The sequence below is a fragment of the Luteimonas sp. TWI382 genome (assembly GCF_039674545.1).
GTDB lineage: Bacteria > Pseudomonadota > Gammaproteobacteria > Xanthomonadales > Xanthomonadaceae > Luteimonas.
Window position 1 is genome coordinate 1 of the sequence record NZ_JBDJNS010000042.1, and the last position, 15,899, is coordinate 15,899.

Genomic DNA, 15,899 nt, shown 5'->3' on the forward strand with positions numbered 1-15,899 from the left:
CACTGGCTGCACACCTACAACTGGCATCGACCCCATGCCAGCCTCGGCTACAACCCGCCTATCTCCAGAATTCCGATAACTGTGAACAACGTGCTGGCTTTACACAGCTAGATAAGATAGCAATCGGCGATTTCATGCGCCATGACAGCCCAGAACGCGGAGAAGCCTTCACCCGCATCTTCGACCTGTGCATGGTCGAGAACTGGGTCCGGCATCAGTAGTTTTCATCGGGGTAACCCGCGGAACTCCGCAGTTGCGAACGAAACAGAGCCTGAGCCCCAGATGAGCCCGCATAGACTGGCCAGTTCTAGGTCTCGCGATCGAGCCTTTCCTTAGCCGACCGCATCTTGTCTCAGGGACTGAGCTAGAAGATTTGCGGTGCGTTTAACCTGTCAGGCATCAAGGGTGCGCCACGCTGCCGCCCCTGTCGAGTTCAGCCCCTGATGAGGCGCTACGCTGATCGGACGTAATGCGGTGATGCAAACCTTCCAGCGACCCAGAATGTAAAATAGCCCCGCGCAAAGACGGGGCTATTGAGATTATCGTAAAGTCTCCCAGCAACTGGTTTTCGTCAGATTCCCGGGCGCACAAGTAGCGCGTTGCCTCACAGATCAGAAATTGACGAAATAACGCGGCGCGCTCTTCCCACTTTCAGATAAAAACAAGGCTTTACATGGTTCTAGTCGTACAAGTTCTTGAACCGGCTACTGTTACGCAAGTGGTAATGGAGCGTAGACCCCAACCACCAACGAAAGAGAAGCCTGCGCTCTGAAATCCGCGCCGCACTCGTTCGAACGACTCAGGATTGTCAATCCTATAATCCAAATTCTCATCCGGCTCAGGATAACGAATGCCTCGCCCGCCCTCCGCCCGAGATTCGACAAACGTCCACTCGCCATTCCTGAACTTGACCAACGCGCAGTCCTGGTTTGCATTGCAAAGCCACACATCGTGAGTGGGCGGATCATTCTCCCAGTTGACGCCCGCACCACTACCAATAATAGAAATATTAACTCCGCGAAGGGCGCTGTTTGCACCGGCAATACTAGCAAGCCCAGGATGGATTCTGCGAAGGCAAACGGCATCGCTAAAACAGCTCTTCATCGCCTGCTGAAATCCACCATAAGCTTGACCATGTCGCCCACCCACAGCCACTTCGACTGGGTTGTGCAGCCCGCCAATTCCGCCGATATCACCAATGATCACCTGTTGCATGCGGAAGATCTGAGGCGTATGCCCCTCCGCCTCTAGCATGTAAGCGAAAGCTTCCTCGATAGCGGGATCATTTTCCGGAAAACCGACGTAAGGGTTTGGGGTCGGACCGCAATAGCCGCCTGCGCCCGCCTGGACCCGTTGAATGAATCTGTGTTTCAGGCTGAAGACGTGAGTCTCAGCGACGCCACACCTCATTCTCGCCAAACTCATACCGACACCTCGCACCTGATCCAAGGTATGGCAATCCTCGCATTGGTGCATGCGCGCATTAGGATCAACTTCCGCTTCCCCAGCCGCTACCTGCGGCACCGCAAACGCGGAAGCCAAGATCCAAGTCGCTCCTACAAAAAAATTCCTTAGCATGACGCTCCAAAGTTCACCGACGACGCTCATGATCTGAGCGTAGCTCACGATACAGGAGTCCTCTTCTTACCAAGCGTGATCACTATCGCTTACTCGCACCAAACTTGTGATGCAGATGCCGACCAAGAAGCTGTTCGGAGTAGGTGCACAGTTAGCCGCCGTCGTCTCCTCTCGCCGCAACCGACAAGCCAACCTTCATCGCCCGCCAGTGCGCGTACTGCGCGCGCTTTGCCGGGTTCGGGTCCTCCACACCCCTTAGCCAGAAGCGGAACCAGTCCAGGTTGCGCTCGTACACCGCCAGCTTGTGCTTAGGCTGGAACTTCTGGTGCGGCTCGTGCGGAAAGACGTACAGGTCCGCCCGACCCTCGCGCATCAGCGGTACGGCATAGTCCAACGAATGGATGTACTCCTGCTCCGGCAGCTGCATCAGGATCGGCGCACGAATGCGGTCCAGGTTGAACAACGGCGAGAACTGGCGCCACCGCTCTGGCGTTTCTTCCGGTGCTCCCAGCTGCCACCCTGCCTGTAGGCGCGTTGGGAACGCATCGCCGAAGTTGCTGAGCAGCAGGTGATACAGCGGGGACAGCCCCAGAGAACTCACTGAGGCCGCCGTCAGCACCTGCGAGTGCATGACCGTCCACATGGTGATTTCCGACCCCAGGCTCAGCCCGCCCATACCCACGCGTTCGGGATCGATTTCGCCCTGAGCCGCCAGCAGCGCGACCACGCTTTCGACGGCAGACCGCCCCTGCTCGTACTGCTCGACGCCATCTTCCCTCGACGGCGCCAGGGTGATGCACAGCGCGGCAATGCCGTCCTGCGCCAGTGATGCGAAGGGCAGCTCTTCACCCAGCCCACCGCGCACGAAGCCCTTGCACCAGTAATAGCTGACAAACAGCGGCGGCCGTCCCGGCCCCGCATGACGCGCCGGGTAGAACTGCCCCGTGAATTCCTGACCATTGGCATCCGTCCACCGCAGCAGCCGCACCTGCGTGGTGGCCATGTCGGCCGTTAATGCGGGATTGGGGTCGAACAGTTCCACGCGTACGCCGCTGTCGATATCAATCCGTTCCAACCGGGGCGGACGGTCCGCCTCGGCCACCACGCAGGCCAGGGTCCTGGTGGAGACGCCGCAGTCACTGGGCATCAGGCGCACCCCGCCATTCACCAACCCCCGGCTGCGCACGACCGGGTGCACCGCACCTGTCTCCACGTTCCAACGATGGATGGATTGCGCATGCCCCTCGCTGGGCGCCTCCACGGTGAACAGCACTTCATCCGTGCCCGGGCGCCATTGCACCGCATTGATCACCCCGCTGGCACAGGCTTCCGCTTCGCACAGGACCGGAATGCGCGCCCGCGCGTGCGGCAGCACGGCCAGCGCCGTTCCCGGCCTGTCGCGCAGGCCGTTGCGCTCGCCTATGCGTGTGATCAACGCGATGCGGCGGCCCGCAGGCTCTGGCCGCGGCAGCTGGACATCGCCATACCCAGGCGCAAGTTCCACGTTGGCAAGCGGCGCCGGCGGCATCCGGCCGGGTTCGAGGTCGCGCCGCTCGCGCGTGGACAGGTCCAGCGCCGTCCAACGATCCGGCACATCGTCGAGCAGCGGATAGCGGAGGACTTCATTGTCTTTGAGGCGCTGCGTGGCCAGGCGCCCATCCACATAGCCGGACCGGAACACCGGCTGGCCCAACGGCACGGTCCGATCGATACGGATGCCCCGCTCGTACTCCGCCTGCTCGGCTGCCATCACGACATCGCGCGCGGCGCCCACGCTGTAGTGCAGTTCCCCACCATCCGCGCTCAGCGTGAAAGCACGGACATCGGCTGGGCCTTGCGTCAGCACCTCGGCACCCGAACCATCCGCAGCGGCGCGCCACACGTCGACCCGTCCGTCCAGCAACGCCCGGTAGTAAATCCAGCGCCCATCGGGCGACCACACCGGAAGTGCTGGGATCGACAGCCCGGCTTGCTCCCGCAGCGGCGTGCCGCCGTCCGCAACTCGCAGCGGTGGCGAGGCGGCCTCCATGTCCTGGACGTACCAGACCGAATCGTAGGTGTTGCGCTCTACCGTGGGTTGCTCGATCCGGTAGGCCACAGATCGACCATCGGGCGAGACCGTGACGCCGCTGAAGTCCGCGACCTCCACCAGCCGACGCGGCGAGATCGCACCGGCCGGCGCAGCACCGGCCCAGGCAATCAGCACAGCCACCACCGTCCACATCCATCGGCGTACTGCCAGTCCTGTGCAAGGCGTCCGACACACGTTGAGCAAGTTCATCGTCGTGCCGACCATTACCAATGCCTCGATACGGAAACGTTGAAGTACCGGCCGATCGCCGAGAAGTTGGTCGCGTCGTAAGGCGGCACCAGATAGGGCGTAAGCACCGTCGTGTCATGCAGCGGCGGCGACCGGCTGAACAGGTTCTGCACGGATAGGCCAAGCACCCAGTCACGAAGGAGAGGGCCCTCCACACTCGACGCGTAGCGCAGCGTGGTGTCCACCGTCGTGAACGAGGCCGTCTTTTCAAAGGCCGCCACGTTCTCCAGCCCTTGCCGGTAGTTGGCGAAGACCGAGGCGGACAGGCCGCCGCGCGCCCAGACCGTACCGACCCTGCCTGTCAGCTTCGAGGGGTTGTGGAGCGTGCCCGCCAGGTCGAACTCGGCGCCGGTCGTCTGCTGGGTGCTGGAAAGCCAGCTCGCCGCACCGCGTACCGTCAGCCGCCCACCGCCCAGGTCGAATCCGTAAGACCCGGACAGGTCCAGGCCGCGGATCCGCTGTCGGGAGACATTGGTGTAGTACGCATGCACCAGCGCCACGACGTTGCTGGGGTCGTACGGCTGGCCGATGTAGTTCAGGAACGTGCTGCCGGCAATGGTCGCCGCCTGCTGCTCTGCGCTCGGCGCATAGGTGACGAACTCCGCGAACGCCGGATTGCGCAACGCCTGCGAGGTGGGCGTGATGGGGGCCACCACGCGGTCGGTGTAGTCGATGTCGAACCAGGTCAGTTCGGCTTCCAGCCCAGGCACCGCGGCTGGGTGGAACGCCAAGGATGCGGTCCAGGTGCGGGCGCGCTCTGGGCCGAGATCCGGATTGCCGCCATCGAGCAGCAGCACGGTGGCGTTCGGGGCATATCCGCTGCCGCCATAGGCTGCCGCGTAGTTGTAGCCCGCCATGCGCTGCCGGTTGAGCTGGAACAGCGTTGGGGCCTTGAACGAACGCCCCCACGAGGCCTTGAGCGTCACATCCGCGGCCGGGCTGTAGATCGCGCCGAGCTTCGGCGTCAGCACACTGCCGAAGCTGTCGTAGTCCTCGTAGCGCGCTGCGCCCGTCAGCGCCAAGCGCTGGCCCGAGCCGTCCCCACCCAGCACCGGCACTTGCAGTTCGGCATAGGCGAACTTCGCAGCCTCTTCGCCCTCGATCGCAGCGACATGGGTGACCTGGTTGTACTCGAGGAAGCTGTTCTCGCGCCGTCCGGCGCCGATTGCGACGCGCACGTCGCCGGCAGCCAACGCCACCAACGGTCCCTCAACGCCCACCTCGTAACTGCTGCCTTCATTGCAATAGCAAAGCTGCGTGCGCTGCAGCACTGCGCCGGTGTCCGGCAAGGTGATGGACTGCGCGTGATCCAGCCGATTCTTCGACCGGGTCGCTCCGACTGATAACGTCCAGTCCTTCGGCAAAAAGACATCGAGCCTGGGCGACAACAACGTGGCCGTGGACTTCGGCGTGGCCTGGATGGACACGTTGCTGAGGTTGTCCTGCGCTCCATACGCCTGGCCCCGCTCGGTGCGGAACGCGTCCACGTGCAACTCCGCACGGCCGCCCATCGCCTGCGACAGGCTGACCAGCCCGCTGCGCAGATCGCTGCCCGGGTACAGCGTGTACGGCTCGCGCAGCAACTGCGTGTAGGCCCGCTGCCGTGCGTAGATGGGATCGGCCGTCACGTCCTTGTAGGTGACGATCACCCCGCCAGTGGACCAAATATGGCCGGCAGTCGCACTGTACTCGCGTGTGGTGAGGCCGCCCTCGTCCGACCTCCCGTAGCCGGCCCCGAAGGTAACGCCCTCGAAGTCCCGGCGAAGAATGACGTTGCCCACGCCGCCGACCGCATCGGAGCCGTAGATGGCTGACGCACCATCGGCCACGATTTCGACGCGCTCTACCGCCTCCACCGGAATCGCGCTGATGTCCACCGCCTGCGAGATGCCGTCGTAGGACATGCGGCGGCCATTGAGCAGGGTCAATGTGGCATCCGCGCCCAGCCCGCGCAGATTCAACGCCGACCCACCGCTGAGGTTCGTGTTCTGAGCACCCGCGCCAGAGACCGTGAACGGAATGATGCCTGGGTTCTGCCCACCCCCGAAGTTCTGCGGGATGCTGCGGATCACCTCGCCGAGGTCCGCAAAGCCTTCCTCTTGGATGCGCCCGCTGCCGATCACGACCACCGGCGAAGGCGTCGTGCCGCCGCGGATGCGGGTGCCGGTGACTTGGATGGTGTCGAGTTGGGTGGCGTTGGCTTCAGCGTGCTTATTACCTTTTTGCGGATCACGGTCGCGACTCTCCCGGGCGGCCGCTGCCGGCATGAAGAGGACTGCCACGACTGTCGCGATTGCGACCGCGAGCACGCTTGGGCGCTGCTTCGCCCTCCATCGATGACCTTCCGCGGTCGCCGTTCGCATCCGCGTTGAAAGCCAGCGCGACGCGCCCACTGCCCCACTGGCGCAGTCCCCCGGCCTCCCCCGCACACCCGAACCATCCTCGAAGGCAAAGCTCCGCCCGCTACCTACCGTGTCCCAAGGCATGTGACATCTTCCGTTGCTGGTCGGTGCGTCCACGTACGCCGGCATTTCGGGGGCGCCGTCGCGACTGCGCTGCCTGGCTAGTGGTCCCACCCAAGGACGCCCCGACCCGAGCATATCCGTTTTTCGGATATGTGAAAAGCAGATTTATGGTCTATGTGCCTACCAACGGAGGGACACCACATGGGCAAGAAATCGATCCATCGACCGGAGTACAAGATCCTGACCAAGCTCGTTCGCAAGATGCGAGACGAGGCAAACCTCGATCAGGCGGACCTAGCAGATCTTTTGGTGCGTCCGCAGTCCTACGTCAGCAATGTCGAACGGGGGCAACGCCGGCTCGACCTTCTGGAGCTGCGGGACATCTGCATGCATTGCGGCCTGGATCTGATTGAGTTCGTCAAGAGGTTTGAGGAGGCGGTTGCTGAGGCAAATCGCAAGCCTTCATAGAGTCAAAGCTGTCGCAGCCTCGGCACGCTTCCGGTACGCGCACAAGTAAGAAGCGCATAGTAAAATCCGTCCGTCCGCGTGCACCTGCCGTTGTGCGTGGGGGCGAGAACTGAGCTGACTTCGTGTCGCGCGATGGAGCCTGTTAACACGGAGACAACCTGCCGCAGACCATTCCAAACACGAAGAAGCCCTCGCACTGCGGGCTTCCTCAGGCTCATGAGGCCGGCGCCGGGAACGAGCCCTCTTTCCCATCAACGGGCCTCATAAGTCCCTCTGATTTAAGGGATTTTCTGTGACCGACAAATTCCATACCGTCGCCGTCTACCGTCAAAATCGCGCGTTTAAGGTTGGCGCGGGTTATGGAAGGATTTGCGCGGCGTCGACATTTCCGCGCTTATTGTCGATCAGGATGCATCTTAGCGCGCTCCACTACGACGGGGAAAGACCACATGCGAAGAGGCTACAGTTCGCCCAGGAAGTCCCCGACCACGGCTACGCAATGATCGAAGCTGGGCGTGTACTCCAGCGTGGCGATGGCCTCGAACGCGGCGCGCAAGCTGGCATGCGGCGCTCGGATCTGAGACTGGAATGCCTCCCGATGGCGTAGAAGGAATGGCGTCGCTGCCAGAAGCTGCCGAGGCTCGCGCTCGATCACGAGCGCAAAGTCGAAAAGATCCCGCGCCGTGACCCGATCACCGCGGTGGTACATCTTCTTGGCAATGATTTCAGCGGCAGTCTCTACTTTGACTTCGCGACCGCCGATATCCCATGTGTCCCAGGCATTGTCCAGCAAATTGGGAGCAGCGACGAAATCGACCTCGCCCTCGTCGAACTGCAGTTTGACGAAGGTACCTGGTTGCTCGGTGTAGTCCTGCGTCAAATCCGCAGCGGTGTCGCTCAATCGCGGCGACACAAAGCCGAGGCACTGGGGGTCAGGCACGAAGATGTCGATGTCTTTGCTCAGCCGATGGCTGTACCGAAACATCAGCACCGTTCCACCACCCAACGTCCAGAACGGGTCCGTGATGCCGCCATGTCGACTGATCTCGTCAATCAGCGTCAGCGCCCGCGGGAACAGCTTCTCCCAAGGACCGCTGGGCAATGCTCCGGACTTCATGCCCACAGCTCGCGACGATGCATGGACAACGATCCGGCCAGCTTCGCCACGTTGCGCCAGACCTGCTTTGGCGGCTGGTGTGTATGCGAGGCAGCCTCCTCCACAGCCATCACGACGACAGACACGGGCGCCTCATCCAGCAAATGCGTCAGGTGCGGAGCAAATGAAGCAGGCACTTCACCGCTCGCCAAGGCCTGCTCCAGCGTCTCGGGCGCCAGTTCTTGCGCATAGCTGACACTGGCGGTCTTGGCCGCCATCCACAGGCCGCGCTTCGTGCGCCGCGCCTGGGTATCCAGCTTCGGACTGCTCAGGCCCAAGACTGCCATGACCTGCCCTACCCGGTTGACACCCAGATCGCTCAAGGTGCCGTTCTCCAGACCGACCAGCGTCTGACGAGACAGGCCGCTGAGGTGCGCCAACTGCGCTTGAGACAAGCCCAGTTCAGAGCGCCGGACCCGCACGGCATGGCCGATATCGATGAGGTTCATGTCTGATAGCAAGCAACTAAAATGTCCGATATTTTTTACATATTACCCCCACCTGCCCTGACCTGCAAGAACCGGATCCGCCGGTCCCGAATCTACCTCCCGAACTGCCATGGCTTTTACCTGCCGAAATGTCTGGCAACTAGCGCTAATATCGTGGCAGGGCGTAACAGGGCGTAATGCATGTTACGGCGGGGCACCACAGGGGAATCCATGGACGAGACACAACCGCAAGGTTCGGCCGCCGCTGCCGAACCGAAGATTGACGCAACCCTGATCGCCAAATTGAACCTGGCGGACTTTCAGAATGCAGTCCCGTTGGTCCGGGATTTATGGTTGATCAACGAGACCGACCAGACGCATGAGCAAGTCGAGTTGGTCCTGACTTCCGATCCGCCCTTCCTAAAGCCGCGCCGGTGGCGGATCGACACGCTGGCAGCGGGCGCCCGCTATCCGATCCGCGACCTGGATGTGGGCCTGGACGGCGGATTGCTGGCTCGGCTGACCGAAGCCGCGACGGCCGCGGTCTCACTGGCACTGCGCAAAGTGGACGCAGATGCCTCCGCCCCTGCCCTCGCGCAACGCGATATCCACCTGGAGTTACTCCCCCGCAATCAATGGGGAGGTATCTCGCATCTGCCCGACCTGGTCGCCGCCTTTGTCCAGCCCAACGATCCGGCCGTGGATCGACTGCTCAAGCGAACCGCCGAGGTGCTGCGCCAGAACGATCGCAATCCTGCGCTGGACGGATATGCCGGCGGTGCCAAGCGCGCCTGGGAACTAGCTTCGGCCATCTGGGCCGCCACGGCCGGCATGCAGCTGGACTATGCCTTGCCGCCCGCCAGCTTCGAGCAGTCGGGCCAGAAGGTGCGCAGTCCCAGCCAGATCGAAAGCTCGGGACTGGGAACGTGTTTTGACCTAGCTTTGCTGTTCTGCGCCGCACTTGAGCAGGCAGGATTGAACCCCCTGCTTGTCTTCACAGAGGGTCACGCCTTTGCTGGCGTCTGGCTGCAACCCGAAGAATTCTCCACCACGGTCGTCGACGACGTCACCGCCTTGCGCAAGCGCCTCAGGCTCAAGGAACTGGTGCTGTTCGAGACCACCCTGACCACGCAGCGCCCTACCGCCGCCTTCAGCTATGCAACCGAACGCGGCGCCCAGCAGGTGGACGAATCCCGGGATGCGGAATTCCGATTGGCCGTAGACATCCGCCGGGCCCGGCTGCAGCGCATCAAACCATTGGCCAGCGCGGAAGCGCTCACTGCTGGTGCAACAGATACCGAAGCGTCATCGGCCACGCCCGCCGTTCCCACGATCGAAGATGCGCCTGACCTTCCGGACAGCGCGCCGGCCAATGCGGAAGATGCCAGCCAGCTCGATCCGGGGGACCGGCTGCTGCGCTGGCAGCGCAAGCTTCTGGACCTTTCGCTTCGCAACAATCTGCTCAATTTCAAGGCCGGCAAGAAGGCGCTCAAGCTGGAGGCGCCGGACCCTGGCGCACTCGAAGACCTGTTGGCCAGCGGCCAATCCCTGAAGCTGCGCCCGCGTCCGGATCTGATGGACGGTGCCGACCCACGCGACCAAGCCATCTACGAAGCCCGCGAACGCGAGAATATGCGCGGCGCGCACGCGCTAGAAGCCCTGCAGAAACGCGAGGTTTTCGTAAGCGTTCCCGAAACCGAGCTCGATTCACGTCTAGTCGATTTGTTTCGCAGTGCTCGCACGACTTTGCAAGAAGGCGGCGCCAACACGCTTTATCTTGCCCTAGGCTTCTTGTCCTGGACCCGCGAGGACCGCAATGGTCAGCGCTACCGTGCCCCCTTGATCCTGGTGCCGGTCAGCCTGCAGCGCAAGAGTGCCCGTTCGGGCTTCACGCTCAGCCTGCACGACGATGAGCCGCGCTTCAATCCGACCTTGATCGAGATGTTGCGCCAGGACTTCGAACTAAGCCTGGGCACCCTCGAGGGCCAACTACCGCGGGACGATGCCGGCCTGGATGTCACTGCGGTCTGGAAAATCGTCGGCCACGCCATCAAGGACATCAAGGGCTGGGAAGTCACCGAGGACGTGGTGCTGTCCATGTTCTCGTTCGCCAAGTACCTGATGTGGAAAGACCTGGCCGAGCACAGTGAGCAGTTGCGCGAGAACCCGGTCGTGCGCCATCTGCTGGACACCCCGCGCGATGCCTATCCACCGGGTGCTCCGTTCCCGCAGGTGCGTGAACTGGACCAGCACTTCGATCCCAAACAAGTGTTCTGCCCCCTGCCGGCAGACTCCTCGCAGTTGTCGGCCGTGCTGGCCGCGTCGCAGGGCAAGGATTTTGTCCTGATCGGCCCACCCGGCACCGGCAAGAGCCAGACCATCGCCAACCTGATCGCTCAATCCCTGGCGCAAGGCCGGCGCGTGCTCTTCGTGTCCGAGAAGATCGCGGCGCTGGACGTCGTCTACCGGCGCCTGCGCGAAATCGGCCTGGGCGAGTTCTGCCTGGAGCTGCACTCGAGCAAGGCCCGCAAGCTCGACGTGCTGGCGCAGTTGCAATCGGCTTGGTCCAGCAGTGCCCAGGCCGATGCCGAGCAATGGTGGGCCGAAGCCGAGAAGCTCAAACGCCTGCGCGATGCGCTGAACACCTATGTGGAACGCCTTCACCAGCGTCGCCGCAACGGCCTGAGCCTGTTCGATGCCATCGGCACCGTCAGCGCGGGACATGACGTCCGGACATTTCTCTTAGCTTGGCCCTCGGCCGATCAGCACGATCATGTTGACATCGAACAGTTGCGCAGTGCCGTAGACCGCCTGGAAGTCAACGCTCAGGCCATTGGCCATGCCGCGCTGGCGCAGCACCCCTTGGCCCTGGTCGGCCAGGGAGACTGGTCGCCCACCTGGCAGCAGCAACTGATCGCCGCTGCGCATGATGTACTTCCCGCCGCCCAGGCGACGATCGAATCCGCAGATGCGTTTGTCCAGGCCATCGGCCTGCCCTCACACACGTTGACGCCCGAAACCTGCGAAGCGCTGCTGCTCCTGGCCCAACGCCTGCCTCTGGCGGCAGGACGCGATTGGCGCTTTGTCCTGCGGCCCGACGCACGCAGCCTGAGCCAACGCTTGCAGGAATGCGCGGCACTGGTGCGCCGCCATGCGGAACTGAATACGCAACTGTCTACGCCGTGGCCCGCTTCTGTCATGACCGCCTGCGCTGAGGGGCTGGCCCTGCTCGCCGAGCACCGGAAGACTCGCACAGAACTCGGCGAGCCCTGGCCGGTACGCATCACCATACAGCTCAACCAGGCACTAGGCCTGCTGGCCCAGCTCAGCGAGCATCATGCTGCCCTGTCGGCTCCCTACGGCGAGACGATCGAACAGCTCGACGTCGCCCAGTTGCAGCACATGTGGGAACAGGCCAAGCAGACGTTCTGGCCCAAGTCCTGGCTAGGTCAACGCAAGGTCACAGTGCAACTGTCCAGCGCTATCACAGGCGGCGCGCAGCCCGACGTCACCAGCGATCTGCAGCATTGGAATGCCATCCGCGCGTTGCGCCAGCAGATCCAGGCCATCGCTCCAGGCCCGGAATGTGCTGACGTCTGGGCAGGACTGGACACACAACAGGACAAGGTGCGCACGGCCCTGCGCTGGCAAACCGCCCTGGCTGCCGTACGCGCAGGCCAGGCCTGGGAAGACGACTGCTTCGACGCCATCGCCACTGGCCAATGCGGAGCCGCTCTGCAGGCCGATCTGCAGCGAGCACGGCGGCTGCGCCAACTCGACCAAGACATTGCTGCACATGCATCGCTGGAAACGGCGACCGACGGCCTATGGGCAGGCCACGCCACGCAAATCGACCGACTACGTGCCGCGCTCGACTTCCTGGGCGACTGGCGCGACCATTCCCAACATGGTGCATTGGATGCCCATACGCTGGTCGAAGAAGGCGCTTGCGGCCCTACGCTGGCACGCGACCATCAGACGCTTCGCCAGCGGGCTGATACGGAACAGGCGCTGGCCGCCCTGGACGACTTGCGCGAATCCACCGCAGGCTTGTGGAAGGGCCTGGCCACCAATCTGGATGATCTCGAACAGGCCTGCCAGCTCCGAGAGGATCTGGCTGCCGTTCTGGCCCGCCTGGCCACCACGCCCGAACAGATCGCTGCCTGCAAGGCACCGCTGCATGCGCTGTTGGGCGATGCCAATGCACTGCTGGAGCCCGGTGGTCGAATCGCGCTGGCCGGCGCTCGATACGTGGAGAAATGGGAACAGCTGGTACCCCGGCGCGAGGCACTCGCGAAAACCGGACATTTTGCCGAGGCTGCCCAGGCGCAGTGGCAGTCCATGTCACTCGACGGGCTGATCGAGCAAAGCCAGTCCATCGTGCGCGCCGAAAACGGGCTGCGCAGTTGGTGCGCATGGCGCCAGGCGCGCGACGAGGCGCTGGCACTCGGGCTGACCACGCTTGTCCAGGGCATCGAGCAAGGCCAGGTCGGCCCGGACCAAGCACGCCGAACTTTCGAGACTAACTACGCGCGCTGGTGGCTCAACGCCGTGGTCGATCATGATCCGGTCATTCGCGGTTTCGTCAGCGCCGAGCACGAACAGCGCATCCGCGATTTCCGCGAGCTCGATGAGCGCTTCACCTCCCTGACCCGGGACTGGCTGCGTGCCCGCCTGTGCGCTGACCTGCCCTCGCAGGACAACGTCAGCCGCAACTCCGAATGGGGGCTGCTGCGGCACGAGATGGGCAAGAAGCGCGCGCATCTACCCTTGCGCGAACTGATGGCCCAGATTCCGGAGGCGCTGACCAAGCTCACGCCCTGCCTGCTGATGAGCCCGCTGTCCATCGCCCAGTACCTCCAGGCCGGGACCAACGCATTCGACCTAGTGATCTTCGACGAAGCCTCGCAGATCTCGGTCTGGGATGCGATCGGTGCCATCGCCCGCGGCCGCCAGGTCGTCATGGTCGGCGACCCCAAACAGTTGCCGCCGACGTCCTTCTTCGACCGCGCCGAATCCGGGCTGGACGACGAAGACGTCGAGGCCGACCTGGAAAGCATCCTCGACGAATGCATCGGCGCCAATCTGCCGACCCGGAATCTGAACTGGCACTATCGTTCCCGACATGAAAGCCTGATCGCCTTCTCCAACCATGCCTACTACGACGGCGGTCTGGTCACCTTTCCTTCCCCTGTCACCAATGATCGCGCGGTCAGCTTGCAATTGGTGTCGGGTGCCTATCAAAAGGGAGGCACGCGGACCAACCCCGCAGAGGCCAAGGCGCTGGTCGCCGATGTCGTGGCGCGGCTGACAACCGCCGGTTTCCGAGAAAGCGGGCTGACTATCGGCGTTGTCACCTTCAATGCCGAGCAGCAGAAGCTGATCGAGGACCTGCTCGACGACGCACGACGCAAGGACCCACGTCTGGAGCCCTACTTCGCCGACGACGAGTTGGAACCGCTGTTCGTCAAGAACCTGGAGAGCGTGCAGGGCGACGAACGCGATCTCATCTATTTCTCCATCACCTACGGCCCGGACCCCGCACGCCAACTGGCCATGAACTTCGGCCCGCTCAACCGCCAAGGCGGCGAGCGCCGGCTCAACGTGGCCATTACCCGTGCACGTCACGAACTGCGCGTGTTCGCCAGCTTCCGGGCCGAGCAGATGGACTTGGCACGAACGCAAGCCATCGGCGTACGCGACCTCAAGCACTTCCTGGAATTTGCCGAACGCGGTGCCCGTGCGCTGGCAGAAGCCAACCGCGGCAGCATGGGGGGCTTCGATAGCCCCTTTGAACAGGCCGTGGCCACCGCCCTCACCGAGCGCGGCTGGCAAGTGCAGGCGCAGATCGGCGCCTCTTCGTTCCGTGTCGACCTCGGCATCGTCGATCCCGATGCACCCGGACGTTACCTGGCCGGCGTGGAATGCGATGGCGCCACTTACCATCGCAGTGCCACTGCGCGCGATCGCGACAAGCTGCGCGAGCAAGTCCTGCGTGGGCTGGGTTGGGACATTGTTCGTGTCTGGTCCACCGACTGGTGGATCGATCCGGCCGGCACGCTCGACAGGTTGGATGCCCGCCTGCGAGCCGTGCTCACGGCCCAGCGCGAGCGGCGTGCAGAAGAGGCAGAGCGCGAAGCCGAGGCCGAGCGCCTGGCGCAGGCGGCCATCGTGCAAGCCATGGCGTCAGTGACGAAGCCGGACGAGGAAACGGCGGCCCCCATCCAGGCACCAGACCCGATCGCACCGGAAGTCTCGGCAACAGCTCCATCGCAGCAAGTCGAGGAAGTCTTTGCTCGCCAGGTCTCCGCAGTAGCAGCCCATGCCGACACGGATGCTGAAGAAATAACGCCACCGGAAGCCTCGCTCTATCGGGTCACAGATCCCACCGAAGCTGTCGCCGGGGCCAATCCCGATAGGTTTTTTGACGGTGAGTACAACGATATCCTGTCGGCCATGATCGCCCACGTCGTCGATCACGAAGGACCCGTGCTCGACGCCCTGCTGGCCCGTCGCATCGCCCGCGCCCACGGCTGGTTGCGCACGGGCGGACGGATCCGCGAGCGCGTGCTCCAACTTGCTCGGGCCCGCTATCGGACGACGGATGAAAAGGTTGGCACGTTCTACTGGCCCGAACATCTGGATCCTGCGACAGAGCCTCCCTTTCGCGAGCCCGCCGACGAGGACAGCGTGCGGGCAGCCGACGAGATCAGCCTGCAGGAACTAGCGTCGCTGGCCCGTGCCGTGATCGCACGCGGTGCTCAAGGCGAATCGATATACATCGCGATGGCGCGCGCCCTGGGACTGCAGAAGCTGGGCGCCGCGAGCCGAGCGCGTTTGACGCTGGCCTTGTAATCCGGATCGTCCGTCCCGTGAGATGACGCTTCCAGCAGCCACCCAACCCGATCTGTTTCGCCACGTCAGTGCGGAGAAGGCCGCTCTGTATCGCTGCGTTTTCTGGTGTTGCTTAAAAGTTGAAATCACTGACTGAAAGGGATCAATCAGTAAGCTAGTCTCAAGGCTTGAGACCGGATAGTGATTTCATTATTGGGCGCTAAACCCAGCGCGCCATGAGACTTTACCATGTATTTTAAGCTCTATAAGGACACTGCTGGTTACTGGCGATGGACCCTTTACGCATCGAACGGGAGGAAGATCGCCGATTCCGGGGAGGGTTATCACAACAAGTCCGATGCGCAGAATGGCATCGACATTGTTAAGTCAACCAATAGCAGCACTCCCGTGCGGGAATAAGCGAAAGCATTTCCTCGGGCGGGCACGACCCGCCCTTTTTCGCAATCGATGGACTGGCGGCTTGGCGCTGTCCGGGATCAATCGCGACGCTTGTGCCGGGCAGTAACAGCGGCGCGCCCGTGTAATGACCCAGCGGTTCCTGCACAGGTCAGGCCGCTAAAGCGTATGCCTCGGCGGGTGTCTTCATGCCCAGCGCCTGGTGCGGACGCCGGTGGTTGTAGAACTGGATC

The 15,899-nt window shown here is 63.0% G+C and carries 9 protein-coding genes and 1 pseudogene; 4 read left to right on the forward strand and 6 right to left on the reverse strand.

What is annotated here, in order from left to right; all coding sequences use genetic code 11:
• Positions 1-111 (forward strand): annotated as a pseudogene (locus tag ABE505_RS16795) (IS481 family transposase); the annotation flags it as partial.
• Between the two features lie 558 nt (positions 112-669).
• Here the strand turns inward: ABE505_RS16795 and ABE505_RS16800 are convergent.
• The 3 genes from ABE505_RS16800 to ABE505_RS16810 all read right to left on the reverse strand — a co-directional run bounded on the left by ABE505_RS16800 (position 670) and on the right by ABE505_RS16810 (position 6,207).
• Positions 670-1,626: a hypothetical protein gene (locus ABE505_RS16800; RefSeq protein WP_346445784.1), complete on the reverse strand. Its 957-nt coding sequence runs from the start codon at positions 1,624-1,626 to the stop codon at positions 670-672.
• 103 nt (positions 1,627-1,729) lie between these two features.
• Positions 1,730-3,793 carry an Atxe2 family lasso peptide isopeptidase gene (locus tag ABE505_RS16805; protein WP_346445783.1) on the reverse strand — a complete coding sequence of 688 codons (2,064 nt, stop codon included), beginning with the start codon at positions 3,791-3,793 and terminating at the stop codon, positions 1,730-1,732.
• A gap of 80 nt (positions 3,794-3,873) precedes the next feature.
• Positions 3,874-6,207 carry a TonB-dependent receptor gene (locus ABE505_RS16810; protein WP_346445781.1) on the reverse strand — a complete coding sequence of 778 codons (2,334 nt, stop codon included), beginning with the start codon at positions 6,205-6,207 and terminating at the stop codon, positions 3,874-3,876.
• A gap of 357 nt (positions 6,208-6,564) precedes the next feature.
• On the opposite strand from ABE505_RS16810, the gene ABE505_RS16815 reads away from it, so the two are divergent.
• Complete coding sequence (locus ABE505_RS16815; RefSeq protein ID WP_346445780.1) at positions 6,565-6,831, forward strand: helix-turn-helix transcriptional regulator; 267 nt, start codon at positions 6,565-6,567, stop codon at positions 6,829-6,831.
• Positions 6,832-7,291: 460 nt separating this feature from the next.
• Here ABE505_RS16815 and ABE505_RS16820 read toward each other — a convergent pair whose 3' ends face one another.
• Both ABE505_RS16820 and ABE505_RS16825 read right to left on the reverse strand, forming a co-directional pair.
• Positions 7,292-7,948, reverse strand: coding sequence for a nucleotidyl transferase AbiEii/AbiGii toxin family protein (locus ABE505_RS16820; RefSeq protein WP_346445779.1), 657 nt, complete (start codon positions 7,946-7,948; stop codon positions 7,292-7,294).
• On the reverse strand, positions 7,945-8,436 hold the full coding sequence (locus tag ABE505_RS16825) for a helix-turn-helix domain-containing protein (protein WP_346445778.1): 492 nt from the start codon (positions 8,434-8,436) through the stop codon (positions 7,945-7,947). Before ABE505_RS16825 ends, ABE505_RS16820 begins: the two co-directional genes overlap by 4 nt.
• 210 nt (positions 8,437-8,646) lie before the next feature.
• Between ABE505_RS16825 and ABE505_RS16830 the strand changes: the two genes are divergently transcribed.
• On the forward strand, positions 8,647-15,270 hold the full coding sequence (locus ABE505_RS16830) for a DUF3320 domain-containing protein (protein WP_346445776.1): 6,624 nt from the start codon (positions 8,647-8,649) through the stop codon (positions 15,268-15,270).
• A 228-nt stretch (positions 15,271-15,498) separates the two neighbouring features.
• Positions 15,499-15,669 (forward strand): DUF1508 domain-containing protein, encoded by a 171-nt coding sequence (locus tag ABE505_RS16835; RefSeq protein WP_346445775.1) that lies wholly within the window; start codon positions 15,499-15,501, stop codon positions 15,667-15,669.
• 148 nt (positions 15,670-15,817) lie between these two features.
• On the opposite strand, the gene ABE505_RS16840 is transcribed toward ABE505_RS16835, so the two are convergent.
• A complete protein-coding gene (locus tag ABE505_RS16840) occupies positions 15,818-15,898 on the reverse strand; it encodes an integrase core domain-containing protein (protein WP_243720365.1) in 81 nt (26 codons plus the stop codon).
• Position 15,899: the final 1 nt, after the last annotated feature.

Excerpts from the sequence above, each read along its gene's own strand:
- ABE505_RS16815 (WP_346445780.1), top strand. The coding sequence starts at position 6,565 with ATGGGCAAGAAATCGATCCATCGACCGGAGTACAAGATCCTGACCAAG.
- ABE505_RS16825 (WP_346445778.1), bottom strand. The coding sequence starts at position 8,436 with ATGAACCTCATCGATATCGGCCATGCCGTGCGGGTCCGGCGCTCTGAA.
- ABE505_RS16820 (WP_346445779.1), bottom strand. The coding sequence starts at position 7,948 with ATGAAGTCCGGAGCATTGCCCAGCGGTCCTTGGGAGAAGCTGTTCCCG.
- ABE505_RS16830 (WP_346445776.1), top strand. The coding sequence starts at position 8,647 with ATGGACGAGACACAACCGCAAGGTTCGGCCGCCGCTGCCGAACCGAAG.
- ABE505_RS16835 (WP_346445775.1), top strand. The coding sequence starts at position 15,499 with ATGTATTTTAAGCTCTATAAGGACACTGCTGGTTACTGGCGATGGACC.